Origin of the sequence: Peribacillus sp. NPDC058002 (assembly GCF_042886655.1) — a bacterium.
Taxonomy (GTDB): Bacteria; Bacillota; Bacilli; order Bacillales; family DSM-1321; genus Peribacillus; species Peribacillus aracenensis.
In genome coordinates this window covers 1-26,802 of sequence record NZ_JBHVQU010000052.1, presented here as the reverse complement: position 1 = coordinate 26,802, position 26,802 = coordinate 1, and the positions used below count along the sequence as shown (strand labels likewise).

Genomic DNA, 26,802 nt, shown 5'->3' with positions numbered 1-26,802 from the left:
TTATTATCTTGTGCGACTTGAACCTGTGCCAATGTATTCGTGCTTGTCGCAGATCCGACTACAGCCACAACCTTGTCCTGGCTGACTAACTTGATCGAACCGCTTGTAGCTTCTGCTGCATCTGATTTATTATCAACCTTAACGATTTCCAGTTTCTTACCATTGATGCCCTCTTTATTAATCTCTTCGATGGCCAGTTTCAAACCATCTGCAGCCGATTGGCCGAATGATGCCGTACCACCAGACAATTCAAGGTTGGCCCCAATTTTGATTGTGTCATCCGAATTTGAAGAACCTCCGCCTGAACTGCTAGTTTTCGAGTCGCCGCTACAACCCGCCAGCGCCCCTGCAACCAATGAAAGTGATAGAAACACTCCTGCTAGCTTTTTCTTCTTCATTTGAAACCCCCTTGTTTTGTGTGTTCTTTTAAACAAACAGAATATCTGAATAAAAACAATATTCTGAAAATAGTGTATCTCATTCTTTCGACCCCGTCTATATGATATGGATAAAAAAGTTATTAAAAGGAATATCTACTATTCGACAAAAAAAACTGACCCTTTATAGAGTCAGTTAATTTTTATCAATCATTTACACGGCGAACTTCAATGTCTTTCAATATATCATTGATCACCCAGCTTGCTGCAATTAAACCTGCAACGGATGGTACGAAAGCATTCGAAGACGGTGGCATTTGGGCTTTACGGATTTTTGCCTCATCATTGCCGACTTCTTTTCTGACATCCTCACGAATGACAATAGGGCTCTCGTCGGAGAAAACAACGGGAATTCCCTTTGGTATGCCCTCTTTACGCAATCTAGTACGAATGACCTTGGCAAGCGGATCTGTATGCGTTTTGGAGATATCGGCAATTTGAAAACGCGTCGGGTCCATCTTATTAGCGGCCCCCATGCTTGAAATCACCTTGATATTCCGTTTCAGGCATTCCTTCATCACATGGATCTTATAAATGACCGTATCCGATGCATCAATGACATAGTCCAGGCCATAACTGAAGAATTCTTCAAACGTCCCTTCTGTATAGAACATTTTAAGAGCGATCACTTCGCAGTCGGGATTGATATCTTGAATGCGATTTTTCATCAATTCCGCTTTCGGTTGACCGACTGTTGATAATAGAGCATGGATCTGCCTGTTTACATTCGTGATGTCGACATCGTCTTTATCCACAAGAATAATACGGCCTACCCCGGTACGTGCCAATGCTTCGGCTGAAAATGAACCAACGCCTCCAACACCCAGGACAGCAACGGTCGTATTTTTCAGAATATCGATTCCTTCCTTGCCAATTGCCAATTCATTTCGTGAAAACTGATGCAGCATATATATTCAACTCCAATAAATTCTGTTCTTATTTAGCTTCCCAATTAACAATATATCATAAACATCATTAATGACAAGCGAAATATGAGCAGTCTAATCGGAATTGGTGCACTAGGTCATTTTTGATAATTTTTGAATGATGGTTGCCAATAGGAGAGTCCTTTCCGTCAGGCTTGGAATTTCCAAATACTCCTCTTCACTATGTGCATTACCTCCAATTGGCCCGAGCCCATCCACTGTCGCAATTCCCAAATCAGACGTGATGGAAGCATCCGAACCTCCACCCGTGGCCGTATCCGTGATCTCGATGCCGATTTCCTTCCCGGCCTGACGGATCGTCTCTAAAAGCAAGTTAGTTTTCACATTTTTTTCCATGGGGGACCGGTCCATTTTCCCGCTTAATGTCGTTTTCGTTCCTGGAATATAGGTTTCAGCACAGATTTTTTTAAGTTGCTGGAGGATGATGCCTTCCTGTTTTTTTTCCGAAATCCGCACATCCACAAAAGCAGCAGCATGGGAAGCGATTGTATTGACAGCGGAACCTCCTTCAATCATGCCAACATTGACACTGATTCCTTTCTGTTGATCATTCAACCGGTGTAAGGCGATGATCTTATGGGCCAATTCTTCAATCGCACTTCGTCCCTTTTCCGGTTCGATTCCTGAATGGGCAGCCACCCCGACGATATCCACTTTAAACTGACCGCAGCCTCTTCTTGCCGTGACAAGAGAACCATCCGTCCTAGCCGGTTCAAGAATTAACGCGAACTTCTTATTGGCCGCTTTTTCGGATATGAGTGAAGCGGACGACGGAGATCCGATCTCCTCATCACTATTAAGAATGATTTGGATATGCTTATAGCCTGTCTGCCCCGTCTGTTTCAAGCAAAGGACCGCATAAAAAAGCTCAACCAAACTGGACTTCATATCCGCTACACCAGGACCGTATGCCCGACTTCCTTTCACTTTAAAAGGACGTTTTTGCGCTGTGCCTTCCGGAAAAACCGTATCCATATGGGCGACGACCAGAATATGCGGCTGATGCGCATCACGATGCTGGATGACCAGCTGATTGCCATGATTCTGTTGCTCAACGATATTCACAATAAAATCCAGACTTTCAAATTTCGCTTTTAAAATCGAACCAATTTCATCAATACCCTTTTTCGTATGAGAACCACTATCTATATTCACTAGCCGCTCCACTAATTGAAGCATTTCCATCCTCTTTGCATACAATAAATCTTTCAATGCCCTCACTACTTTCTATCCTTGGCTGACTATCGCTCAACCTTACTATAATTTACGAATCTATATTGCGGAATGTTACTTAAATGCTGGAATTTAAGTTAATTCGATGGTTTTTGGGATTTTTTCGTTAGTTTGGGGTTTTTACTGGTGAGTTTGGGCTGTTTACTCGCTAGTTTGCACTATTTACTCGTGAATTTGGGCTGTTTACTCGTGAATTTGCGTCATTTACTCGTGAGTTTACGCTGTTTACTCGTGAATTAATCCATCAAGTTTATAAACTCTATTTTTAAATTGCCCCGAATAAGGCAATTCCAGTGCAGATAGCATCCGTTGCATGATATCAATTGAATCGATTTGTAAAAAGAGCCGTGCTTGTTTATTTGTTATATTGGGTTTTATGAGGAGAGCAAAATCACGAAGAGTTTGAATGTGGGCATCTTTCGCGGCGTAAGAACATTGACTGCGTGCCCATTTGCCCCAGTGATATTGCATATGGGGAGCAGAGCATTCAGGACATTGAACGCTTTTGAGCAGATCTTGCTCATCAATTTGATACAATTCGAGTATATCAGGATTATGAGGAGTGTTTTTATGCAGAATCGTGTTCGAAAGTCTATTCCTTTGCCTTTGGGTTAATAGCTCAGGAGGATACTTTTCTTCAAGAGTGTGAATTTTGGTTAACAGAGTTTCTTTTCCCGTGATTTTTTTGAAAATGGGGGTAAAACCTGGGGTAGTCCTGATGATGGTATTCGAGTTTGCATTGGCAATGAGCGTTTCAATCGGCAACGAGGGGAAATTGTTAAAAGTAAGCCAATCATTTAATCGGGATTTTTGCACGTCAACCTGGATTAGCGGATCCAGATATGCCTGTTCCTGTCCATCTTTTGTCCGAATCAATTGGGGATAGGTGCGGTCAAAATAGAGCGTTCCCGCAAAATTTTTCACTTCAATGATGATACCGTAATTCCGGGTGAATATTAGGAAATCCAATTGAAAATATCGGCTCCCATCGCAGCTTAATCTCAAATCATGAAATACACAATATTCTTTCGGAAGATTCTTCAGCTCTTTTCCGATACTCCGCTCCCCGTTATATCCTGCACGGATTTTCTGGAAGTCGTTCCTGATTCTTTCCTGTTTTGGATGATTGGCTGAAAGCCTCCTGCTTAATGCCTCCAGTTTGAGCATTTTCATAGGCATTTCACACGGTTTTAGCATCCATACATCAACTCCTTCTCCGTTAGCTTCTTTATAAATGCCCTTTTTTCCTGCTAGGAAATGAAATCACTCGTTTTACTGTGAGTTTGCGCTATTTAATTCATGAGATTTGTAGCTTACTCGTGAATTTGCACCATTTACTCGTGAATTCGCGCCATTTACTCGTGAGTTTCCACTGTTTACTCGTGAATTTGCGTTTTACTCGTGAGTTTACGCTGTTTACTCGTGAATTTGCGTTTTACTCGCGAATTTACGCTGTTTACTCGTGAGTTTGTGTCATTTACTCGTGAATTTACGCTGTTTACTCGTGAGTTTGCGCCATTTACTCGCGAATTTACGCTTTTTGCTCGTGAGTTCGCGCCATTTACTCGTGAGTTTCCACTGTTTACTCGTGAATTTGCGTTTTACTCGTGAATTTACGCTGTTTACTCGTGAATTCTCACCTTTTACTCGTGAGTTTGCACCATTTACTCGTAAATTTGCGTTTTACTCGTAGATTAACGCCATTTACTCTTGAGTTAACCATTTTGACGCACAAAAAAACCCATGTTGTTTAACATGAGTTGCTTTGTAAGGTGTAAGAGTCCCAATTGTGCCGTTTACGCCTTTGTTTTGAACCCGCTCTCCGCAGGTGGGTGCTCGGTTCCTCGCGTTTGTAAGTCCTCTTCGAGGGAGGCTTTTACGCGGCCAGGAAACTAGTGCTCCCGGTAACTATAAGTGTTCGGTCAAAACTTATAGGTTAAAGAACGAACACATCAGGACTCTTACTTATTGAAGACATCATATCATAATGCTTAACACTGTTTCAAGAAAAAACACCTAGGTATTTTTTCATATTTTTTCCAAATGAATTATTTTTTAAGTGCAGCAAGTCTTAGGTTAAGTTCGGCCAATTGCTTGTCACTTACAGTACTTGGTGCGTCAACGAGCAGGTCGCTTGCGCTTGCTGTTTTCGGGAACGCGATGGTGTCGCGTAGGTTCGTACGGCCTGCAAGCAGCATGACCATGCGGTCCAGTCCAAGGGCAATCCCGCCGTGTGGCGGCGTTCCGTATTCGAATGCATCCATTAGGAAGCCGAATTGTGCGTTTGCTTCTTCTTCGGAGAATCCAAGTACTTTGAACATTTTTTCCTGAACGTCGCGTTCGAATATCCGCAGTGATCCACCGCCAAGTTCGTAGCCGTTCAAGACAAGGTCATATGCTTGTGCACGGACGCTTGCTGGGTCTGATTCCAGTTTGTCCATGTCTTCACGGAATGGCATTGTGAATGGATGGTGTGCTGCATAGTAGCGTCCTTCTTCTTCGTCATATTCAAATAATGGCCAGTCCGTCACCCATAGGAAGTTGAATTTGCTTTGATCAATCAAGCCTCTTTCTTTACCAAGCTTGTTGCGAAGTGCACCAAGTGCATCGGCAACTATGCCTTTCTTATCTGCGACGAATAAAATTAAATCGCCCACTTCAGCTTCCAATGCAGATACTAATTGCTCTTGATCTTCTGCGAAGAATTTGGCGATTGGCCCTTTTACGCCGTCTTCTTCAACTTTCAGCCATGCAAGGCCTTTTGCACCGTAAATCGCTGCGAATTCAGCCAATGCATCAATATCTTTACGGGAATAGTCCGCATTTCCGTCCTTAACGACGATCGCCTTAACTTGTCCGCCGTTTGCAACAGCGCCGGTGAACACTTTGAAGTCACTGTCTTTGACGATTTCGGAAACATCTTTAAGTTCCATTCCGAAACGTGTATCCGGTTTGTCGGAACCGTAACGGCTCATCGCTTCATTGTACGTCATTCTAGGGAATGGCAGTGTTACGTCCAATCCTTTTACTTCTTTCATCACTTTAGCCATCATGTTTTCAGCGGTGTTGATGATATCTTCTTGGCTCATGAAGCTTGTTTCAATATCGATTTGCGTGAATTCAGGCTGTCTGTCAGCACGTAAGTCTTCATCACGGAAGCAGCGGGCAATTTGATAATAACGTTCGAAACCGGATACCATCAATAGCTGCTTGAAGATTTGCGGTGACTGCGGAAGTGCATAGAACTCACCTTCGTGTACACGGCTAGGCACTAAATAATCACGTGCTCCTTCAGGTGTGCTTTTCGTTAAGATAGGTGTTTCGATATCAAGGAAGCCTTCACCGTCCAAGTAATCACGGATCGCTTTTGTTGTTTGGTTACGCATTTTCAGCGTTTCGAACATCGCTGGGCGACGCAGGTCCAAATAACGATATTTCAAGCGGATATCTTCTGATACATCGGTTCTTTCATCAATGATGAATGGAGGGGTCTTTGCTTCGTTTAAAATTGTAACGTTTTCAGCTTGAACTTCGACGGTCCCTGTTGTTACGTTCGGATTGAAGTTGGCTTCATCACGTTTGATGACTGTTCCTTGGATATCAAGGACGTATTCATTACGGATTTTTTCGGCTGTGGCCAGTGCACCTGCCGAGATGTCCGGATTGAAAACGACTTGGACGACTCCGCTTCTGTCACGTAGGTCGATAAAAATGACCCCGCCCAAATCCCGACGTTTTTGTACCCATCCTTTTAATGTTACTTTTTCACCAATAGCTGCTTCTGTCACTTCACCATTGAAGTATGTTCTGCCAAACATGGTATTTCCCCCTTAAGCCTGAAGCTTTTTGAATTGTTCTACGAATGTAGCAAGATCCATTTGGACTTGTTCACCGGTTTCCATGAACTTCACATTGATTTTATTATTTGCCAATTCATCATCCCCGAGTGTCGCCACATATCTTGCTTCAAGGCGGTCGGCTGATTTGAATTGTGCTTTCACTTTACGGTCTTGATAGTCTTTTTCGACGGTAAAACCGGCATTCCGCAATTGATGGGCAAGTTTGACGGTATAATCCTTGGCTGTTTCACCTAATGAAACAAGATAGCAGTCAATTCCCTTTTTGATCGGAAGCTCGATGCTTTCTGCTTGGAGGGCAGCAATCAGGCGTTCAATGCTAAGTGCAAAGCCGATTCCTGGTGTTTCCGGTCCGCCAAGTTCTTCAGCTAGCCCGTTATAACGGCCGCCTCCGCAAAGGGTAGTTATGGCGCCAAAGCCTTCTGCATCACTCATGATTTCAAATGCGGTATGATTATAGTAATCCAAGCCACGCACTAGGGTCGGATCTTCGACGAAATCGATTTCCAAATCGGTTAAGTGCTGTTTCACCTTTTCGAAATAAATACGGGATTCATCATTTAAATATTCAATGATGGAAGGAGCCGTGTTCATCAATTCGTGATCGTGATCCTTTTTGCAATCCAGGATACGCAAAGGATTTTTTTCGAGACGGTTTTGACAATCGCCGCAAAACTCGCCGATGCGCGGTTGGAAATGTTTGATTAACGCATTGCGATGCGCTGTCCGGCTTTCCTTATCACCAAGGCTGTTGATCACAAGTTTCAGCTTTTTCAAACCAAGTTCCTTGTAAAGGTTCATCGCAAGTGACAGAACCTCTGCATCGATTCCGGGATCCTTGCTTCCTAAAGCTTCGATGCCGAATTGAACGAACTGGCGGAACCGGCCTGCTTGCGGACGTTCGTAACGGAACATCGGCCCGATATAATAAAGCTTGACCGGTTGATTGGCCCACCCGAACATTTTGTTCTCGATATATGACCGTACAACCGATGCAGTGCCTTCAGGACGAAGGGTTAAGTTCCTTTCACCGCGATCTTGAAATGAATACATTTCTTTTTGGACGATATCGGTTGTATCCCCTACACCACGTAAAAATAATTCCGTATGTTCAAAAATCGGTGTGCGGATTTCTTTATATTGGTAACGGTGACAAATCTCACGCGCTGTGTTCTCGATATACTGCCAAATTTCCGTTTGGCCAGGCAATAAATCCTGGGTACCTCTAGGAATCTGAATAGACATGTGTGTTTCCTCCTTTAAAGCAAGACGCCATTTCTGATACGGCGCTATACTGATTTTTTCCAAACAAAAAACTCCCGCCCCTTGTAACTTATCCGTTACAAGGGACGAGAGTTTGGATATCCCGTGGTGCCACCCTAGTTGAAGCACAAGAAAAAGTGCCCCCGCTCAAGAACAGTTAACGCCTGTTTTACGTCCATCTCCTATTAAGTAAATCCGTTCGGAGTGAAGCCTACGGAGGGTTCTTTCATTAAGTCATCATGTGGAATGCTTTCAGCCTCGGCATTTCCTCTCTTTTCATGTGTTTCTTAATTACTCTTCTCCATCATTGGTTATTGCAGTAATAAGTCTGATATTTTATAATCATACGGACGTTAACATCAAATGTCAAGGCAGACTGAGGATTTTGTCGCATTTTATTGGTTCAAACGTTTTTTCAAATTTTTGATCGTCCGGACATTGACCCCGAATTCGGATGCCAATTCAACAAGGTTTGCGCTTTGTTCCTTTTGAATGAAATCGTGAAAATCGACACCCAGTACTTGATTGCCTCCGCTTAAGCTCGTTTGATCTTTTTCGCTGAATTTCATGTGGTTCCCTCCTAGAGTTATATAAGCTCTATTCTTTCCCAAAAAAAATGTTTTTTGCACAGGGAAAGAGGGAAATTTTCATTGAACGAGAATACATACTTTATAGACATTAAAAGGGAGAGACAACTTATGAAGAAGAAATCGGGTTTATTCAGCCTGACACTGATGCTGATATTCTCAGCGATTTTCCCCATCAATCACGCTTTTGGAAAAGATGAAGGGGAAAATATCGTAACGACCCAAGTGGTCAATGTCCGTGAAGGTGCAGGCCTCAGTTTCCCTATCGTAAAAAAACTGGAAAAAGGGGAATCGTATCCCATTCTGAATGAGGATGGCGACTGGATCGAAATCCGGATCGGCGTCGGCAAAACGGGATGGGTTGCCAATTGGTTAGTGGAGAAACAAACGGGGTCTGAAACCACTCAGGTCAAAAAAGAATCCGGACAAGGCGTGATAACAGGCAGCTCCGTCCGTGTCCGCACAGGTCCCGGCACTACATTTCAAACGGTTGGGTCCTTGAGTAAAGGAACGGCTGTTGACATCATTGAAAAGAATGAAAATTGGATAAAGGTCGAAATGGCTGATATCGAAGGCTGGGTCTCATCTGACTACTTGAAGCTTCCCGCCGCATCAGGAAATGCAGTGAAGAAAGATTCAACTAAGGAAAAAGAAACGAATCAATCCGTAAAAACCGGTGTAACTTTGGTTGATCGGCTCAATGTCCGTTCGGAACCATCCACAAGCAGTGCCTCGCTCGGAAAGCTGAATAAAAATACGTCAGTGACCGTTTACAGGGTTGAAAATGAATGGGCTGAAATTGATTTCCAAGGAGTCCGCGGTTGGGTAGCTGAATCTTACATACAAGTAAACGATGATAAAGCTGATATGAAAAATGATACGGCAGGCGCCACCGCAAGGGTGACCGCTACGGGTTTAAATGTCAGGAAAGAAGCCTCTCTCTCAAGCAAGGTCATCGGTTCGGTGAACAAGGATGAGACTTACGCCGTTCTGCAAACAAAGGGAAATATGACACAAATAAAGCTCTCCGGTTCAAAAAAGGGCTGGGTCGTGAGTTGGTACCTGGAAAAAGAGAGTGCTGAAGAAACGGGGAAGGAAAAAAAGGTTGATGTAAAAGGAAACAAGATTACCATCATTCATGATGGTACGATCCTTAGAAGCGAGCCTGATGGCAACTCAGAGATTGTAAAGCAGGCCAATACAGGTGAAACTTTCTCCGCATCGGGTATGGAAGGCGACTGGTATTCCATTAAACTTAAGAGCGGAAAAACAGCTTATGTGGCCGGATGGATCGTGACGATCGAAGGGAATTCCGAGCAGATCCAACGGCCTGGCGTTGAGAAATACTTAAAGGATAAAACCATTGTGATCGATCCCGGCCATGGCGGCAGGGATAGCGGTACAATCGGCGTCGGTGGAACACTTGAGAAAAACCTGACGACTCGAACGGCAGAATTGCTGCGTGACAAACTTCAGGCGGCAGGAGCTAAAGTGATTCTGACCAGAAGCGGAAATACCTATGTTCCACTCCCTTCCCGGGTCAGCACTTCACATATACATAACGCGGATGCTTTCATCAGCCTCCATTATGATAGCACCAAGGACCAGATCACCAGCGGGATAACATCATACTACTATCATGACTATCAGCGTGCCTTGGCGGCTACACTGGCCAATTCACTCGGTTCTACCATGCAGGTGCCCAATCGTGGATCACGTTACGGGAATTTCCATGTTATCCGTGAAAATAAACGGGTGGCTACACTCATTGAACTAGGTTATTTAAGTAATCCAGTGGAAGAATTGACGTTAACATCGAATGAATATCAAGAAAAAGTCACATCGGCCATCTATAATGGATTGGCGCGGTATTTTAAATAAAGAGAAGAAAAGCCAGCTTCGCATCGAAGCTGGCTTTTCTTCTCTCACACCAACAAAAAAACCTGCCGCTGCAGGTTATTTTTTGCTTTCAAGCATTAATGTAACGGGACCGTCATTAGTAAGCTGAACATCCATCATGGCACCGAATTGACCTGTTTCCGTATGGACGCCTTTCTTGCGAAGTTCCTCGTTAAATGCTTCATATAATTCATTCGCCTCTTCAGGACGGGCGGCGTCCATGAAGTTGGGTCGACGGCCTTTACGGCAATCGCCGTATAAGGTGAATTGTGAAACTGATAAAATCGAACCTCCCACATCCAATAGTGAATGGTTCATCTTTTCATTTTCATCTTCAAATATTCTTAGATTGACAATCTTATCGGCCAAATAGGCTGCGTCATCGATGGTATCCCCATGGGTGATACCAACCAACAGGACGAGCCCGCTGTCGATTTGCCCGATTATTTGGTCTGCGACAACTACTTTTGCCGCTTTGGAACGTTGTAAAACAACTCGCATGGCAATAAAAACTCCTTAGTTCATTATCCTTCTGACGGAATAAACATCCGAAATTTGTTTTATGCGGTCGACGACCTTTTGTAAATGGGCAATGTTATGAATATAAATCGACATGTGAATGGTCGCCACCTTATTCCTGTCGGATTTACCCGAGACCGCTGAAATGTTGGTCTTGGTTTCATTGACGGCTTGCAGCACTTCGTTTAATAAGCCGCGGCGGTCATAGCCGCTGATTTCAATTTCAACGATGTATTCCTTGCGTTCGTTAATCGTACTTTCCCATTCAACCGGTACGAGGCGATGATCGGCATCCCCGCTATCTAGGTTCGGGCAATCTTGTCTATGAACTGAAACTCCACGGCCTTTGGTTATATAACCAACGATTTCGTCCCCTGGAACTGGGTTGCAACAGCGTGATAAACGGATAAGCAGGTTATCAATCCCCGGTACCTGTACGCCTGAGTCACGTTTTTTAGATGTATTGGAGAAGGTTTTCAGATCGGCTACCGCTTCAGAAATATCTGCTTCTTGCTCTACCATTTTCTGCTTACGCCATTTTTCAGTAAGGCGGTTGGCCACCTGAAGGGCTGTTATTCCGTTATATCCGACTGCGGCATACATATCCTCTTCATTCAGGAAGTTGAATTTATCCGCAACACGCCTGATATTCTCGGCAGTCAGGATTTCCTTCAGGTCGAAATCCATATCCTTGATTTCCTTTTCAACAAGCTCTTTGCCTTTTTCGATATTTTCTTCCCGGCGCTGCTTCTTGAAGAATTGGCGGATCTTATTTTTCGCTTGAGATGTTTGCGTTAGCTTAAGCCAATCCTGGCTTGGACCATATGAATGCTTCGATGTTAAGATTTCTATGATGTCGCCAGTTTTCAGTTTATAATCCAGCGGTACCATTTTCCCGTTCACTTTGGCACCAATCGTTTTATTTCCGATTTCCGAGTGAATCCGGTAAGCGAAATCAATCGGGTTGGATCCTGATGGCAGTTCGATGACATCGCCTTTTGGAGTGAAAATGAATACCATATCGGAAAAAAGATCTATTTTAAGGGATTCCATGAATTCCTCGGCATTAGTCGCATCATCCTGGAATTCAAGAATTTCCCGGAACCAAGTCAATTTTTCTTCCAGTGAAGGCTGTTCACCGACATCTTTTCCCTCTTTATAAGCCCAGTGCGCGGCAACCCCGAACTCGGCAATGCGGTGCATATCGGAAGTTCGGATCTGCACTTCCAGCGGATCGCCTTTCGGTCCGATCACCGTCGTATGAAGTGATTGATACATATTCGGCTTCGGCATCGCGATATAGTCTTTGAATCGGCCAGGCATCGGCTTCCAGCATGTATGGATGATCCCTAAAACGGCATAGCAATCTTTTATGCTATTGACGACGATCCGAACTGCAAGCAAATCATAAATTTCGCTGAACTGCTTATTCTGCAAAGCCATTTTACGATAAATGCTGTATATATGTTTCGGTCTGCCGGAAAGGTCAGCTTTAATGTTGACTTCCTCAACGTTTTTACGCACTTCATCAATGACTTCTTCCAGATACTTTTCACGTTCTGCACGCTTTTTCTTCATCAGGTTAACGATTCGGTAATACTGCTGAGGATTCAAATACCTTAGTGCAGTATCCTCCAGTTCCCATTTAATCGTGCTGATACCAAGACGATGGGCAAGCGGTGCGAAGATTTCCAACGTTTCGTTCGATATCCTTCTCTGCTTTTCCTGCGGCAGATGCTTCAATGTCCGCATATTATGCAGTCTGTCCGCAAGCTTGATCAAGATGACCCGTATATCCTGGGCCATCGCCACGAACATTTTCCGATGGTTTTCCGCCTGTTGCTCCTGCTGTGATTTATATTTGATTTTCCCTAACTTGGTCACGCCATCCACAAGCATGGCGACTTCAGGACTGAAATTTTCTTCAATATCCTTCAAAGTGATCTCCGTGTCTTCAACAACATCATGTAAAAAACCTGCCGCAATGGTTGCAGGGTCCATTTCAAGATCAGCCAGAATGCCCGCCACTTGAATCGGATGAATAATATACGGCTCTCCCGATTTACGGAATTGTTCTCGGTGAGCATACTCTGCATACTTAAACGCTCTATGGATAAATTCAGCTTCTTCCGGCTGAAGATATAAGCTGGCCCGTTCCACAACCTGCTCGGCAGTCAATATTTGATCATTAGCCATTTAATCACCTTAACCCCACTTTAACTGCCACCGGATATGATCCGGATTGAGTATGATTGGTAGCACTTCCCTTTATTCTGCAAAACGTGACAATTTTTGCGAAAAAAAATAAATCCGCTTAAACGGATAAAAGTGCAAATAAACTTATTAGCAGAAAAACTCTTTATTATTACTATTATCGAAAAAAAAGGCAAGGATGTAAAGAGTTAAACGTGTATTTTATGAAGAATAGAGCATTTTTTCACTGGAAATTCGACAAAATCCAGCTAAAATGAGTAAAAATAGAAAAAGAGCACCCTGGTGAGTGCTCTCGTTTATTAAAAGCTCATTAATGTCAAGACATCATAGCCGTCTAATTTATCTTTACCATCCAAGTCTGTCAATTCAATAAGGAATGCAATCCCGGCTACAATTCCGCCAAGCTGTTCAACCAATTTGATCGTCGCTTCGATTGTTCCCCCGGTAGCAAGCAAATCATCCGTGATCAGGATACGCTGTCCCGGTTTAATGGCATCTTTATGGATTGTCAATACATCCTTGCCATATTCTAATCCATATTCGACTTTTATCGTTTCACGTGGAAGTTTTCCTTCTTTTCTCACTGGCGCAAAGCCCACTTCCAATGAGTATGCGACTGGACATCCGATAATGAATCCGCGTGCTTCAGGCCCTACCACCAAGTCGATATTTTTATCGCGGGCGTACTCGACGATTTGGTCTGTTGCGTATTTATAAGCTGCACCGTTATCCATTAATGTTGTAATGTCTTTGAAGACAATACCCGGTTTTGGCCAGTCTTGCACAATTGTTACATATTGCTTTAAATCCATTGCTTTGTTTCCTCCTCAAGGTCTGTTGCCTCATGAGCTAAATAATGATTGAACCAATCGAATAATTGCTGATAGGAAGAATAAACAAGCTCTTGTTCAAGCTCAAATTGCTCTTTCTTTCTTGTATACGATTCAGATTCGCTGAGATCGCGTTTTTTCGCATTGGTTGTGAGCATAATTAACCCATTCTCTATTGTAACAAAATCAAGCTCAAAAAACACCTTAGAAATAAAATCCACTGTATCTCTTGACCAGCCGCGATATTTGGCCAGGTCATCACCGTATCTTTTCACATCGAGCGGACCTTTTTTGGCAAGGAAGGCATAGAACCATTTAAAATGATCCCTTGTTGGCATCGTACTTAAGAAATGGTCCTGTTCATGGGAAAAGTGAGCGTAGATACGCGAAGGGTTCTTATTGGCGATCACCCGTTTCAAATATTCCCTGGACGGCGGCATGTCCATGAATGCCAAATGACCTTCGAAGCAGTCGAGCTGCTCAGCATCCAGTTCATTCTTGATAAGAACAAGATCTGGATGTTTTTGCAAAAAGGGGTATCTGCGATAAATATCTTCCGAGAAAATGACGATTTTCCGGTTTTGTACAGGAATGTCGGCAAGCCACTTCTCTGCCTGTCCTTTGCCGCGGTAATCGAATAACTGCCAATGGTTCACCGAGACATCCTGGACAAAGATCTGGGGCTTTTTCATATTATTCCACTCATTGATGGAAAGCTCACCAATAACAGAGACTTCAGCGTGCGGAGCAATTTCATCGACAAAATGGCCGAGACCGAAGCCCACACCGTCTAGTTTGTGACTATCACCATCTTCGAGCTGGACCTTCAAGTGATTTTGGTTCGCACCAATTTTGCGGACACTTGAAAGCTGGACGGAATCTATCAAAATCTTCGGCTTAGGATTCGTAACCCCAAATGGCGCCAGCAAGCTCATCTCCTGAATCGTTTGAATGGAAACTTCAGCTAAAGTCGTTGCCCCGTCCAAGTTTGTAATGGGTGTGAAGTCTTCTTCGTTCAGTTGTTCCTTCGCAATCAAGTTCATGCGGTCCCTGAGCTCCTGAACATCTTCAATTTTCAAAGTCATTCCAGCAGCCATCGGATGTCCACCGAAATGAGGCAGCATTTCACGGCAGGCGGAAAGACTTTGAAATAGATCGAAACCGGCGATGCTCCGGGCAGAGCCTTTAGCTAACCCCTTTTCCCGGTCATAGCTCAATACAATCGTTGGCCGGTAAAAGCGTTCAACAAGTTTAGAGGCCACAATCCCCACAACTCCGGCGTTCCAGCCTTCCCTGCCGATGATGAGTACACCATTGGACTCCGGCGGGAAGTTTTCCTCGACTTCAGCAATCGCTTCTTCCGCCATTGCCGCAACCATTTCCTGTCGCTCTTTATTGATATCATTGATTTCATTGGCAAGTTCAATCGCTTCTTCCAGACTTTGTGACAACAGTAAATCGACAGCGGGATCGGCATCTCCAAGGCGCCCGACAGCATTGATCCGCGGTGCCATCGCAAAGCCGATCGATTCTTCATTCAATGCTTCCTGCTGAACATTCGCCACTTTCATTAAGGCAACAAGTCCCGGGCGGCGCGTCAAACGTAACTGCTCGATGCCTTTCGCGGCAATGACGCGGTTCTCCCCTTGTAAAGGCACTAAATCCGCTATCGTGCCGATTGCCGCTATCTCAAGCAAATCCTCAGGCAATTCCCCAAGCAAGGCGTGTGCCAGCTTAAATGCGACCCCTACTCCGGCAAGCTCTTTGAATGGATAGGAACTGTCCTCAAGTTTAGGATGGATGATTGCCAATGCCTCAGGCAGTTCCGGTCCCGGTTCATGGTGGTCGGTCAAAATATAATCCATGCCAAGCTCGCCGGCAAGTTTCGCTTCATCGACTGCAGAAATTCCGGTATCGACGGTTATTAATACCTTCACCCCTTGCTCAGCTGCGAGGCGGAATGCCATTGGATTCGGGCCATATCCTTCTGTAAACCGATTCGGGATATAAAAGTCAACATCGGCCCCCAATCTCGTCAGCGCCGTCATCATCACTGTGGTCGATGTCACGCCATCCGCATCATAATCACCGAATATACGTATTTTCTCTCCATTTTGAATCGCTTCTTTTATTCTATATACTGCTTTATCCATATCCTTCAATAAAAATGGATCATGAAAAGTTTGATTTTTTACAAATAAAAATGATCGGGCACTTTCAATCGTATCCAGGCCTCGATTCACAAGCAGGGCTGCAACCAAAGGTGTGATATGAAGCTCTTCAGCTAGTACAGCAACTTTGTTTTCATCGGCAGTTCGTATGTTCCACCGGGTTTTTGGCTTTAACATTTATTCACCCCTCAACTTACTCATTATACAAAACGAATATACCAGTTTCAATTTTATTTTAAACTCATAATTGGCTGCATCCCCTGTTCGATAAGCTTAGTCAACAAAAAGAAGGCTGGCATCATGCCAGCCCCCTTTCACCTATTAAACTTGTCCTTCAAGACTTTGTTTCTTTTCTTTCGCGGTATTCAGCGGACCTTTCTTCTTCAATTCCCTGATTTTCAAATCAAGCCAGAATTGGGAAGCGATCAATAGCGATGAATACACGCCGCAAATTAAACCGATAAACAGGGCAATGGAGAAGTTACGGATAGCTTCACTGCCGAAGATCATCAATGCGATGACCGTGATGAGAACGGTCAGAACCGTATTAATGGATCTCGTCAAAGTTTGCCTGATACTGATGTTCACAATGTTCTCAAGTTCTTCGACGGTTTTGATTTTACGGCTGAAGCGCAGGTTTTCACGAATACGGTCAAAGGTTACGATCGTATCATTGATCGAATAACCGACGATCGTCAGAACCGCAGCAATGAAGGTGATATCCACTTCGAGCCGGAGCAAGCTAAAAATCGTGATGATGAAGAAGGCATCATGTATGAGCGCGACCACGGCCGGTACGGCCATTCGCCATTCAAATCGTATCGATACATACAATATGATTCCGATTGATGCGATCGCTAAAGCATACATGGCATTTTTCGCAAGCTCTTTTCCTACAGTCGGTGATACGGTGCTGACATTCGGTTCCGCTCCGTAATCCTTCTTGAAATGGTCCTTCAATTCAGCGATTTCCTGTTTATCGAGGACACCGACTGTCCGAACGACAGCATTTTTATTGTCTTTACCAGCGAGCCTGACATCCTTGATATCATCCGCGTCGATACCGACCTTTTCCATTTCGGTTTTGACTTGCTGAGTCGTCAAAACGTCTTTGGACGCAATCTCGATTCGGGTACCGCTTGTGAAATCAATCCCAAGATTCAATCTGAAGACGAGCAGGAAAATGATCCCGATAATGGTGACACCGATTGAAATGCCATAAAAAACTTTCCGATGTTTGACGAAATCAATTTTATCAAAGCGTGTTGGCAATGACATTAAATCCATTTTCTTGGATAAATCGTGAATGTATTTCTTCTTTACGCCAAACCATGATGCACGTTTGTCCAGGAACCCGCTATTCACCCACAGGCTCATGAAGAGGCGTGTACCATAGACGGCTGTAATGAAACTCATTAAAATCGAAATGATCAAAGTGGTGGCAAACCCTTTAACCGAGCTTGTTCCATAATAGAACAGAACAGCCGCAGCCAGCAGGGTCGTTAAGTTCGCATCCATGATTGTACCAAGTGAATTCTTGGTACCTTCTTTATAAGCCGCTTTAACCGATCTGCCAAGTTTCAATTCATCCCTGATCCGCTCATAGGTTATGATATTGGCGTCGACGGCCATCCCGACCCCGAGTACCAATGCTGCAATACCAGGCAGCGTAAGGACCGCATTCATCCAATCAAACACTAAAAGCGTCAAGAAAAGGTATATGCTCAACGTGACGACCGCAATGAATCCCGGGAAGCGGTAATACACAAGCATGAAGATAAAAACAAGTGCAATTCCGATGATTCCTGCGAAAATAGTATCATTCAGTGCACCCGCACCGAACTGGGCACCTACAGAAGTGGAATACTTTTCTTTTAAATCTACAGGCAAAGCACCGGCATTAAGAAGGGCTGCAAGCTCTTTCGCTTCTTCCACCGTGAATTGACCGGTAATAAACACCTTGTTTGTATTGAAAACTTCCTTGACAGATGGAGCTGAAATCATATTGTCTTGGGAAGACGTATCTTTAATAGAATCTTTTCCTTCCTCGAAATCCAGCCAGATTGCAAGTACATTAGTCGGCCTTGGCATCGAGGATATTTTTTGAGTGATGTCCTTAAATTTATTTACGTTTTTCAATGTGACTTCAACAACCGGTTTATTCTCTTGGAACGTTTGTTTTGCGCCGCCTTCTTTCAGGTCGGCACCGGTCATCATTTCCTTATCGTTGTAGTCACGGAAGGATAATTTAGCTTGTGTCGAGAGGATTTCGCGAGCGTTGTTTTGATCTTTGACTCCAGCCAATTGAACGCGAATCCGGTCTTTCCCTTCGATTTGAATGTTAGGTTCGCTAACGCCCAAAACATTGACACGCCGCTCAAGCGAGCTTACTGTAGCCCGTAAAACATCCGGGGTGATCTTTTCCCCAGACAGCGGTTTTACTTCATATAACACTTCAAAACCGCCTTGAAGATCAAGACCGAGCTTGATATCCTTTAGGATTCCTTTTGAAGTCGTCCCCATCGCTGCGAAAATCAATAGTGCGATTAGAAAAAACGCAACGATCCTGCTTCTTTTTACCATTATGTAGTAGGCCCCTTTCTATAATACGCCTGTTCCTGAAGTTAAAAAAACTGTCATTTTTAGTTTATATGATAACTGCAAACCCTTTGCTTCTTGAGAAAAAGGATACAGCTTCCCTGCTTTTTCCAAAAAAAGCATAACCATATCTATTATGAGTCATATACAAACAGCTGTCAATTTAAGTATATCTTTGCCCTATTCTTTAAAAAGTTCCTTCAGTTCTTCTTCAGAAAGCGGCTCAAATAGATTTGGTGATTTATATGCTTCAACCATTTGGAAGTTCATGAACTGATTGCTCGAAAATGTCACGATATCTGCGACAAGTTCATGAAGGTGAATATTTTCCTGCGGACGCTTCCATTTATTTTTCGTTAATGTTCCCCAAATGTCTTCCTCCGTTACGGCATTCAATCCGACCATTTGGAATTCCTCACGCTTGCTCTTCAAAAATGGACGTACCTTTAGATAATACCTTTGATAGGGATGATTCTTTTTTGCCATCACTTTGCCTCCAGTAAAAATGATTCTCAAATGAATGCGCATTTTCTTAGAAGGGTTTCGATCATTTGTTAGAACGCAAACAAACACTTTTGTCATGCTTTGTCCAAGTACAAGCATATAGATAATTGTATAGCATAACCGCTTTTTTGAGAAGGCAGGGAGGGAGTTCTATGTCCAAATTTTTAAAAGGGACGCTGATTTTATTAATCGCAAGCCTGATTACAAGGGTTCTTGGTTTCATTAACCGCATTGTCATCGCCCGCTTCATCGGCGAAGAAGGCGTTGGTTTATATATGATGGCTTTACCGACCCTCTTTCTCGTCGTGAACATAACCCAGTTAGGCCTGCCAATCGCCATTTCGAAATATGTGGCTGAGGCCAATGCCAGAGGTGATGAGCGGAAAATCAAGAAAATCCTTGTCGTCTCTTTGGCCTGCACCATTACTTTATCGTTGATTTTCACTCCTGCGATGCTGCTTTTCGCGCCGATTTTATCAGATTACCTATTCACTGATGAACGGACGGTATGGCCGCTCATGGCGATTGCCCCTATCGTACCGATCATCGCCATCTCATCCGTACTGCGCGGTTATTTCCAAGGCAAGCAAAATATGAAGCCCTTCGCTTTCTCCCAAGTTATCGAACAGGTGGCCAGAATCACTTTCATAGCCGTCCTGACGAAGGCCTTTTTGCCATATGGAATTGAATATGCAGCAGCCGGTGCAATGTTCGCATCGATTATCGGTGAACTTGTATCCCTCTTCTACTTATTGACAAGCTTTAAATTAAAGAAACATTTTAAGTTCAGAAAGGGTTTCTTCAAGAATGTCAAATCCGGAAAAGGAACGTTCACGGAATTGATGGGGATCGCCCTTCCCTCCACCGGAAGCAGGATGATCGGATCGGTTTCGTGGTTTTTTGAACCGATAGTGGTCGCCCAAAGTTTGGCAATCGCCGGAGTCACCGCAGCCGCAGCCACCAGTCAATACGGGGAGCTTACAGGGTACGCACTGCCTTTACTCATGCTTCCATCTTTCGTTACATCATCATTGGCGACGGCACTTGTCCCGGCTGTGAGTGAAGCCCGTACGACCGGAAACTTTTTACTCGTTGAACACAGGCTTCAGCAGGCCCTGAAAATCACCTTTATCACAGGCTGCTTAGCTATCGTCATTCTGTTCATCTTTGCCGAACCGATTTTACAAGTCATGTATGGCTCTTCGCATGCTGCTGTTTTCATTAAATTCCTGGCACCTTTTTTCATTCTTTATTACTTTCAATATCCGCTGCAATCCATGCTGCAAGCATTGGATCTTGCAAAGGCCGCAATGTTCAACAGCCTGGCTGGGAACATCCTTAAAATCGGTGTGATCTGGCTGCTCGCGTCAAAGGAAAGTTTCGGGATCATGGGTGCCGCAGTGGGGATAGCTGTCGGTACGATGCTCGTTACCTTCCTGCATTTTTCAACCGTGCTGAAGGTCGTTCCTTTCACGCTTCATTTCCGCAGCTATATATCCGCTTTGGTCCTTGCTTTAATTTCAGGATGGGGCGGTTATTATCTTTATCAATTCCCGCTCTCCTCACTGCCACTTGGCACACGGCTTATGTTTTCCGTGACAATCGTTATCCTGCTGTTCACATTTTCCCTGCTCATGACCGGCAGCATAAAAAAGGCGGATCTGATCAGGATTCCTGTAGTGGGCGGCTTTTTATCAAAATTCGCTTGGAAATAAAATGAACCGAAGCATTAAAAGGCTTCGGTCATTTCTTCGTTTCATTTTTATCGATATAGAATTGGCCATCTATGTACCCACAAATCGAAATCTCTGTAATCTTAGTCTCTCCCCGTTTTTTCAACTGGTGCCGGAGCCAAAAATGATTTTTGCCAATTCTATCGAGATTCCTCTCCTGTATTTCCCCGTCTATTATAAGGGGATAAGGTGTTTCCTTGGTTTTAGACCTTTTACCTTTGGTATGCTTGATGATCGAAAGCTTTCCTGAGGATTCGAGGATGGCGAATTGCACTTCATTTAAATCACTTATCCCCTGTTCACGCAGCTGGGTCAATAAATCATCGAAATTATACCTTTGCCTACGCATCGCTTTTTCATCTATTCTCCCTTGATTGATGATGATCTGCGGCTTACCGTCCACGATGTTTCGAAATCTTATGCTTTTCAATGAAATGTAGGCCATGATTATTTGGATGAAAGCAAGTACGAACATCGGTATGGTTTGCCTGAAAAATGGTTTTTCCAAATCTTCAAAGGAAAGGACGGCGATGTCCCCTATCATGATGGATACCACCAAATCAAGTATGCTCAGTTCCCCAACTTCCCGCTTACCCATCAATCGGAAAAGTAATAATATGACTAGATAGATCACTGTTGTTCTAAAAATAATAGCCAGGGTATCCAATGAATAACACTCCTTCATCCATAGCATGGCTTGGGAGCTGAAAAATTACTCCACAATCTTTTCTAATTTTGCGGGAAGCTCCTTAAACCTGGTCTAAAGGTTCGATATCGGGAATATGCTTGTACAAACACATAAACAGGCTATACGTATCAGCCTTTCAAAAAGGAGGAATACCCATCGAAACTAAAAAAATGAGTGTCGCCGTGATTTATGGCGTAGGCTCCATCTTTGTCATAGCGATGATTGCTAGTTTAATCGTTTCCATCCTTCTTCGTTTTACTTCATTGACGGAATCATCCCTGACATACGTGATCATGATCGTGTCCTTTTTATCGCTGTTCATTGGTGGATTCATTTCAGGAGGCAAAGGGAAAAAGCAAGGACTATTCTTGGGCGGGAGCACTGGGCTGCTTTATCTGTTGGTCGTGTTCCTTTTTCAATATTTAGGCCACGATGCACTCTTCACCATCAAGCAATGGATATACTATGGCTGTTTTGTGATTACGGCCATGATGGGCGGCGTGCTTGGGGTCAACATGAGTTCCGACTCCCGTCCCGATTAAAAAACAAACGAAAACCGGGCACATGGCCCGGTTTTCGTTTGTTTTATACGGATACTTCTTTATTCGGTGCGCTTTCCGTAATTTCACGGATTGCTGCACGGTCAAAAGTCAGTTTTGTGCCGTCTGGTGATTTAATGACGATTTTCAGGTCATCGATTGCATCGATTGTTCCGTGCATGCCGCCGATTGTAGCAACTTTATCACCTTTTTTCAAACTGCTTTGCATGCTTTGCGTAGCCTTTTGGCGTTTTTGCTGCGGGCGGATCAATAAGAAATAGAACAATACGAACATTAAAATCAATGGAAGTATTTGTGTTAAAGAACCCATTTTGTATATTCACTCCTTTCGTTCATTAAAATATTTATGGAATTAGAAGTTTCTCGCATTTGGTTCATTGAAACCATACTGCTCAAAAAACTCTTCCCTAAAGTCTCCAAGACGATCTTCTCGAATAGCTTGTCTGACCTGTTCCATCAAGTTTAACAGAAAGTGAAGATTATGGTAAGTCGTAAGACGAATCCCAAAGGTTTCTTCACATTTAATCAAGTGGCGGATATATGCCCGGCTATAATTCTTGCAAACATGGCAATCGCAATTTTCATCGATTGGACCGAAATCGCGTGCATACTTCGCATTTTTCACAACCAGACGCCCATTGCTTGTCATGAGCGTACCATTACGCGCAATTCGCGTCGGCAGTACACAGTCAAACATATCGATGCCGCGGAGTGCACCATCGATCAATGAATCCGGTGAACCGACTCCCATAAGGTAACGCGGTTTGTCAGTTGGCAAAAGCGGACTTGTAAACTCAAGGACGCGGTTCATGATATCCTTCGGTTCCCCTACGGATAGTCCTCCAATAGCATAACCCGGGAAGTCAAGGGAGACAAGGTCTTTTGCACTTTGTTTGCGAAGATTTTCAAACTCCCCGCCTTGAACGATTCCGAACAGACCTTGGTCATTTGGGCGCTCATGTGCATTCAAACAGCGTTCCGCCCAGCGCGACGTCCGTTCTACCGACTTCTTCATATACTCTTCAGTCGCCGGAAATGGAGGACATTCATCGAATGCCATCATAATATCGGAACCAAGCGCATTTTGTATTTCCATCGCTTTTTCCGGAGATAAGAATAATTTATCGCCATTCAGATGGTTCCTGAAATGCACGCCCTCTTCTTCAATTTTACGGAACTCGCTCAAACTGAAGACCTGAAAGCCGCCTGAGTCGGTCAAAATCGCCCGATCCCAGTTCATGAACTTATGCAATCCGCCAGCTTCCTTGATGATTTCATGCCCCGGACGCAGCCATAGGTGGTACGTATTGCTCAGGATGATTCCTGCCCCCATTTGTTTCAAATCTTCCGGGGACATCGTTTTGACAGTAGCCATCGTTCCAACCGGCATAAATGCCGGCGTTTCAAAAGAACCATGCGGCGTATGGACGCGGCCTAGCCTTGCCCCTGTCTGTTTACATGTTTTGATTAACTCATATCGTATTGCAGTCAACGCAATAACTCCCTTCAAGAGCCTCACACTCTTATATTACTTAATTAACATTGCATCTCCAAAACTAAAGAACCTGTATTTTTCTTCCACAGCCGTTTCATAAGCATGTAGGACCTGCTCCCTGCCTGCGAGTGCAGAAATAAGCATGATTAAAGTAGATTTGGGCAAATGGAAGTTCGTTATCATCGCATCGATCCCTTTGAACTCATAACCAGGATAAATGAAGATGCTCGTCCAGCCATTCTCTTCCTTGAAAACCCCATCATTGCGGGACGCAATCGTTTCCAATGTCCTTGTGGACGTTGTGCCGACCGTAATGATTTTCCCGCCCTTAGCTTTCACATCATTCAGCAATCTGGCTGTGCCTTCCGTCATTTGATAAAATTCCGAATGCATTTCGTGGCTGTCAATATCGTCGACACTCACTGGACGGAATGTACCAAGTCCAACATGCAGCGTGATGAAGGCAATGTGGACACCCATCCCTTTAAGTTTCTCAAGTAAATCCTCCGTAAAATGCAGGCCAGCGGTAGGTGCCGCTGCAGATCCACGTTCACGCGCATATACCGTTTGATAGCGGTCCTGGTCGTCGAGCTGCTCCTTGATGTATGGAGGTAACGGCATTTCGCCAAGCTTCTCCAGTATTTCATAAAATATGCCGTCATATTTAAATTCGAGGATTCGGCCGCCATGCTCGAGCACGCCTGTACAAACGGCACTCAGCTTACCATCGCCAAAAACAATCGTCGATCCTTCTTTAATCCGTTTGGCCGGCTTCACAAGCGTTTCCCATACATCATCATGCTCTTGCTTAAGCAGCAATACTTCGATTTTTGCACCGGTTCCTTCTTTACTGCCGTATAGTCGGGCCGGAAGCACCTTCGTATCATTCAACACCAGGCAATCTCCCGGTTTGATATATTCCGTAATATGGCTGAATACATCATGCTGAAGCTTACCGGTTTCTTTGTCCAGCACCATCAATCTACTAGCTTCCCTTTCCTCCAAAGGAACTTGGGCAATCAGTTCCTCCGGTAAATGAAAATCAAACATATCCAATTTCATCTGTTCCACTTCCTTACATGTCTATCAAGCTGTAATCATTATTTAAAACGGCCGATCAAATAAAAAATCGCGGACAACACAACACTGACGATGATTGATGTAACGATAGGAAAGTAAAACGTCGTATTCCCCTTTTTCAGAAAAATATCTCCCGGCAGCCTGCCGAGATGAATATATTTCATCGCAAAACCAATCACGAATATAATCACACCCAGAATCATAACCATCTTTGGTATATTCATCATTCAGGCATCTCCATGCCGAAATGCTCATAAACTAGCTGTGTTGCCATCCGGCCTCTTGGGGTACGCTGAAGAAAACCGACTTGTAACAGATATGGTTCATACACATCTTCGATCGTATGTGCCTCTTCGCCAATCGTTGCAGCAATCGTTTCCAGACCCACTGGTCCGCCACGGAATTTTTCAATGATCCCTTTAAGTAATTTATGGTCAATATGATCGAGTCCTAAACGGTCGACCTGCATTAATTCAAGCGCATAATCGGCAAGCTCGGCCGTTATCGTACCATCACCGCGCACCTGGGCGAAATCCCGGACCCTCCGTAAAAGCCGATTGGCAATTCTCGGGGTGCCCCTTGACCTTCTTGCAAGCTCGGCCGCTGCTTGACCATCCATTTCCGTATCCATGATTCTTGCTGTACGGATGATGATATCAGTCAAATGGTTTTCCGTGTAATATTCAAGCCGGCTCAAAACGCCAAACCGGTCCCTGAGCGGTGCAGACAATGAGCCTGCACGTGTCGTGGCCCCTACGAGGGTGAACGGCGGCAAGTCGATCCTGATCGAACGGGCTTCCGGTCCCTTACCGACTACAATATCCAGACAGAAGTCCTCCATAGCCGGATATAGCACTTCTTCAACGACACGCGGAAGACGGTGAATCTCATCGATGAATAATACATCACCTGGTTCAAGTGCACTCAAAATGGCCGCCAGATCTCCCGGCCGCTCAATGGCGGGACCGGAAGTCGTGCGGATATTCACACCCATTTCATTGGCGATGATGACGGCAAGCGTCGTCTTTCCAAGACCAGGCGGTCCATATAAAAGTACATGATCGAGCGTTTCTTCACGCATTCTTGCCGCTTCGATGTATACACTTAAATTCGCTTTCACTTTATCCTGTCCGATATATTGCTTTAAGTTTTGCGGCCGCAGGCTTTGTTCAAAGGACAGTTCGTTCAAATCGGCTTCCTGATTGAATATTCTCTCCTCCATTGCGCCACTCCTTATCTTAACATCATTTGCAATGCTTTCTTAATATATTGCTCGGTCGTCATATCTTCAGCCTGCAATTTCTTGGCAACCTTTTGGATTTCCTTTTCAGAATAACCAAGAGCCTTCAATGCAAGAATGGCTTCATCCAATTCCTCCGTATAGCCATTTGGACTGAGTGCAGCCGTTACGCCTTCGTTAAACAAGCTTGGAAACGCATCCGGAATAATGTTCTCAAGTTTCCCTTTTAAATCGAGAATCATCTGCCGTGCCGTTTTCTTTCCGACTCCCGGGAATTTCACCAAAAACGATTCATCTTCATTTTCGATCGCCTGTACCACCTGATCAACCTGGCCTGATGCCAATATGGCTAGAGCACCCTTCGGCCCGATTCCCGTTACATTCAATAATTTTGTGAATAACGCCTTTTCTTGACGAGTCTGAAACCCGTATAATGCGACCATATCCTCACGAACATAATGATACAAGAAAACTTGGATTTCTTTCTGGAATTGAGCGGAAAAAATAAAAGGATTCGGTGTCATCACTTGATATCCGATTCCCCCATTTTCCACAACTATGTATTCAGGCCCAATATAATCGACCTTGCCTTTTATATAATCATACAAATTAATTCTCTCCCTGATTTTGCTGTACCTCTCATTTTATCATAAAAAGGGGCGTTGTTCATTAAAAGTTATTTAGTGGGCGCAAAGACTTTACAATGGAGGATATCCCGTTTCATTACATTTGGGTATTATCCCTTCGTAGACAATTGGGGTTCTACCCAAATTTTATAAAAGTTGATTGGAACGGGTGTACTAGACTCCCGCGGGGAAAGCAAGTGACAGGAGTAAACGTTCACATCGTACTAACCCTAAAAAAACTGCAAGTAAACCCGATTTTCATCGAGTTGAACTGCCCCGTAAATGTTAGACACCAACTAACATTTATGGGGTGTTTTTTAT

General features: G+C 44.0%; 23 protein-coding genes, 1 other RNA gene, 1 pseudogene and 1 other annotated feature. Of the genes and pseudogenes, 3 read left to right on the top strand and 22 right to left on the bottom strand.

Annotated features, from left to right (window positions below):
- The 9 genes and pseudogenes from ACFVSH_RS11900 to ACFVSH_RS11860 form a co-directional block, all read right to left on the bottom strand.
- On the bottom strand, positions 1-398 hold a 398-nt coding region (locus tag ACFVSH_RS11900; protein WP_387706038.1), incomplete at its 3' end, for an ABC transporter substrate-binding protein.
- 185 nt (positions 399-583) lie between these two features.
- Positions 584-1,345, bottom strand: coding sequence for a tRNA threonylcarbamoyladenosine dehydratase (locus ACFVSH_RS11895; RefSeq protein WP_387706036.1), 762 nt, complete (start codon positions 1,343-1,345; stop codon positions 584-586).
- A 111-nt stretch (positions 1,346-1,456) separates the two neighbouring features.
- Entirely contained in the window at positions 1,457-2,605 is a 1,149-nt protein-coding gene (locus ACFVSH_RS11890; RefSeq protein WP_387706034.1) for a M20 family metallopeptidase, read from the bottom strand.
- 237 nt (positions 2,606-2,842) lie between these two features.
- A complete protein-coding gene (locus ACFVSH_RS11885; protein ID WP_387706032.1) occupies positions 2,843-3,814 on the bottom strand; it encodes a nuclease-related domain-containing protein in 972 nt (323 codons plus the stop codon).
- 179 nt (positions 3,815-3,993) lie between these two features.
- Positions 3,994-4,206: pseudogene (locus tag ACFVSH_RS11880) on the bottom strand (hypothetical protein); the annotation flags it as partial.
- A gap of 187 nt (positions 4,207-4,393) precedes the next feature.
- Positions 4,394-4,579: non-coding RNA, 6S RNA (gene ssrS / locus ACFVSH_RS11875), on the bottom strand.
- 86 nt (positions 4,580-4,665) lie between these two features.
- Positions 4,666-6,435, bottom strand: a complete 1,770-nt coding sequence (gene aspS, locus ACFVSH_RS11870) for an aspartate--tRNA ligase (RefSeq protein ID WP_387706030.1) — start codon at positions 6,433-6,435, stop codon at positions 4,666-4,668.
- 12 nt (positions 6,436-6,447) lie between these two features.
- A complete protein-coding gene (gene hisS, locus ACFVSH_RS11865) occupies positions 6,448-7,719 on the bottom strand; it encodes a histidine--tRNA ligase (protein ID WP_387706028.1) in 1,272 nt (423 codons plus the stop codon).
- A 97-nt stretch (positions 7,720-7,816) separates the two neighbouring features.
- Positions 7,817-8,054, bottom strand: a binding site (T-box leader).
- A 78-nt stretch (positions 8,055-8,132) separates the two neighbouring features.
- Positions 8,133-8,306: a hypothetical protein gene (locus ACFVSH_RS11860; RefSeq protein WP_034308777.1), complete on the bottom strand. Its 174-nt coding sequence runs from the start codon at positions 8,304-8,306 to the stop codon at positions 8,133-8,135.
- A gap of 129 nt (positions 8,307-8,435) precedes the next feature.
- Here ACFVSH_RS11860 and ACFVSH_RS11855 point away from each other — a divergent pair, with 129 nt between their 5' ends.
- Positions 8,436-10,205 carry an N-acetylmuramoyl-L-alanine amidase family protein gene (locus ACFVSH_RS11855; RefSeq protein WP_387706026.1) on the top strand — a complete coding sequence of 590 codons (1,770 nt, stop codon included), beginning with the start codon at positions 8,436-8,438 and terminating at the stop codon, positions 10,203-10,205.
- Between the two features lie 75 nt (positions 10,206-10,280).
- Here ACFVSH_RS11855 and dtd read toward each other — a convergent pair whose 3' ends face one another.
- The 6 genes from dtd to ACFVSH_RS11825 form a co-directional block, all read right to left on the bottom strand.
- Positions 10,281-10,724, bottom strand: a complete 444-nt coding sequence (gene dtd / locus ACFVSH_RS11850) for a D-aminoacyl-tRNA deacylase (protein ID WP_387604444.1) — start codon at positions 10,722-10,724, stop codon at positions 10,281-10,283.
- Between the two features lie 15 nt (positions 10,725-10,739).
- Positions 10,740-12,938: a RelA/SpoT family protein gene (locus ACFVSH_RS11845; protein WP_260285292.1), complete on the bottom strand. Its 2,199-nt coding sequence runs from the start codon at positions 12,936-12,938 to the stop codon at positions 10,740-10,742.
- Positions 12,939-13,255: 317 nt separating this feature from the next.
- Complete coding sequence (locus ACFVSH_RS11840) at positions 13,256-13,768, bottom strand: adenine phosphoribosyltransferase (RefSeq protein ID WP_061464220.1); 513 nt, start codon at positions 13,766-13,768, stop codon at positions 13,256-13,258.
- Positions 13,759-16,134 (bottom strand): single-stranded-DNA-specific exonuclease RecJ, encoded by a 2,376-nt coding sequence (gene recJ, locus ACFVSH_RS11835; protein ID WP_387706024.1) that lies wholly within the window; start codon positions 16,132-16,134, stop codon positions 13,759-13,761. The genes ACFVSH_RS11840 and recJ overlap by 10 nt, the downstream gene beginning before the upstream one ends.
- A gap of 144 nt (positions 16,135-16,278) precedes the next feature.
- On the bottom strand, positions 16,279-18,540 hold the full coding sequence (gene secDF, locus ACFVSH_RS11830; RefSeq protein ID WP_387706022.1) for a protein translocase subunit SecDF: 2,262 nt from the start codon (positions 18,538-18,540) through the stop codon (positions 16,279-16,281).
- 195 nt (positions 18,541-18,735) lie between these two features.
- The gene (locus tag ACFVSH_RS11825; RefSeq protein ID WP_192205933.1) at positions 18,736-19,041 is read right to left on the bottom strand and encodes a post-transcriptional regulator; all 306 of its coding nucleotides are present in this window, start codon (positions 19,039-19,041) and stop codon (positions 18,736-18,738) included.
- A 170-nt stretch (positions 19,042-19,211) separates the two neighbouring features.
- Between ACFVSH_RS11825 and spoVB the strand changes: the two genes are divergently transcribed.
- Positions 19,212-20,774, top strand: coding sequence for a stage V sporulation protein B (gene spoVB, locus ACFVSH_RS11820; protein ID WP_387604449.1), 1,563 nt, complete (start codon positions 19,212-19,214; stop codon positions 20,772-20,774).
- A 28-nt stretch (positions 20,775-20,802) separates the two neighbouring features.
- Here the strand turns inward: spoVB and ACFVSH_RS11815 are convergent, their stop codons facing one another.
- Positions 20,803-21,477 (bottom strand): DUF421 domain-containing protein, encoded by a 675-nt coding sequence (locus ACFVSH_RS11815; protein ID WP_387604451.1) that lies wholly within the window; start codon positions 21,475-21,477, stop codon positions 20,803-20,805.
- A 173-nt stretch (positions 21,478-21,650) separates the two neighbouring features.
- On the opposite strand from ACFVSH_RS11815, the gene ACFVSH_RS11810 reads away from it, so the two are divergent.
- Positions 21,651-22,022 (top strand): TIGR04086 family membrane protein, encoded by a 372-nt coding sequence (locus ACFVSH_RS11810; RefSeq protein WP_260285439.1) that lies wholly within the window; start codon positions 21,651-21,653, stop codon positions 22,020-22,022.
- A 43-nt stretch (positions 22,023-22,065) separates the two neighbouring features.
- On the opposite strand, the gene yajC is transcribed toward ACFVSH_RS11810, so the two are convergent.
- From yajC to ruvA, 6 genes are read right to left on the bottom strand one after another with little or no spacing between them, the layout of a single operon-like run.
- Entirely contained in the window at positions 22,066-22,350 is a 285-nt protein-coding gene (yajC, locus tag ACFVSH_RS11805) for a preprotein translocase subunit YajC (protein WP_076365002.1), read from the bottom strand.
- Between the two features lie 42 nt (positions 22,351-22,392).
- A complete protein-coding gene (gene tgt / locus ACFVSH_RS11800; RefSeq protein ID WP_076365000.1) occupies positions 22,393-23,532 on the bottom strand; it encodes a tRNA guanosine(34) transglycosylase Tgt in 1,140 nt (379 codons plus the stop codon).
- A 36-nt stretch (positions 23,533-23,568) separates the two neighbouring features.
- On the bottom strand, positions 23,569-24,597 hold the full coding sequence (queA, locus tag ACFVSH_RS11795) for a tRNA preQ1(34) S-adenosylmethionine ribosyltransferase-isomerase QueA (RefSeq protein ID WP_387706020.1): 1,029 nt from the start codon (positions 24,595-24,597) through the stop codon (positions 23,569-23,571).
- A 38-nt stretch (positions 24,598-24,635) separates the two neighbouring features.
- Positions 24,636-24,842, bottom strand: a complete 207-nt coding sequence (locus ACFVSH_RS11790; RefSeq protein ID WP_034308809.1) for a DUF2905 domain-containing protein — start codon at positions 24,840-24,842, stop codon at positions 24,636-24,638.
- Positions 24,839-25,837 (bottom strand): Holliday junction branch migration DNA helicase RuvB, encoded by a 999-nt coding sequence (ruvB, locus tag ACFVSH_RS11785; RefSeq protein WP_048683716.1) that lies wholly within the window; start codon positions 25,835-25,837, stop codon positions 24,839-24,841. The genes ACFVSH_RS11790 and ruvB overlap by 4 nt, the downstream gene beginning before the upstream one ends.
- 11 nt (positions 25,838-25,848) lie before the next feature.
- A complete protein-coding gene (gene ruvA / locus ACFVSH_RS11780) occupies positions 25,849-26,463 on the bottom strand; it encodes a Holliday junction branch migration protein RuvA (RefSeq protein ID WP_387604455.1) in 615 nt (204 codons plus the stop codon).
- Between the last annotated feature and the right edge of the window lie 339 nt (positions 26,464-26,802).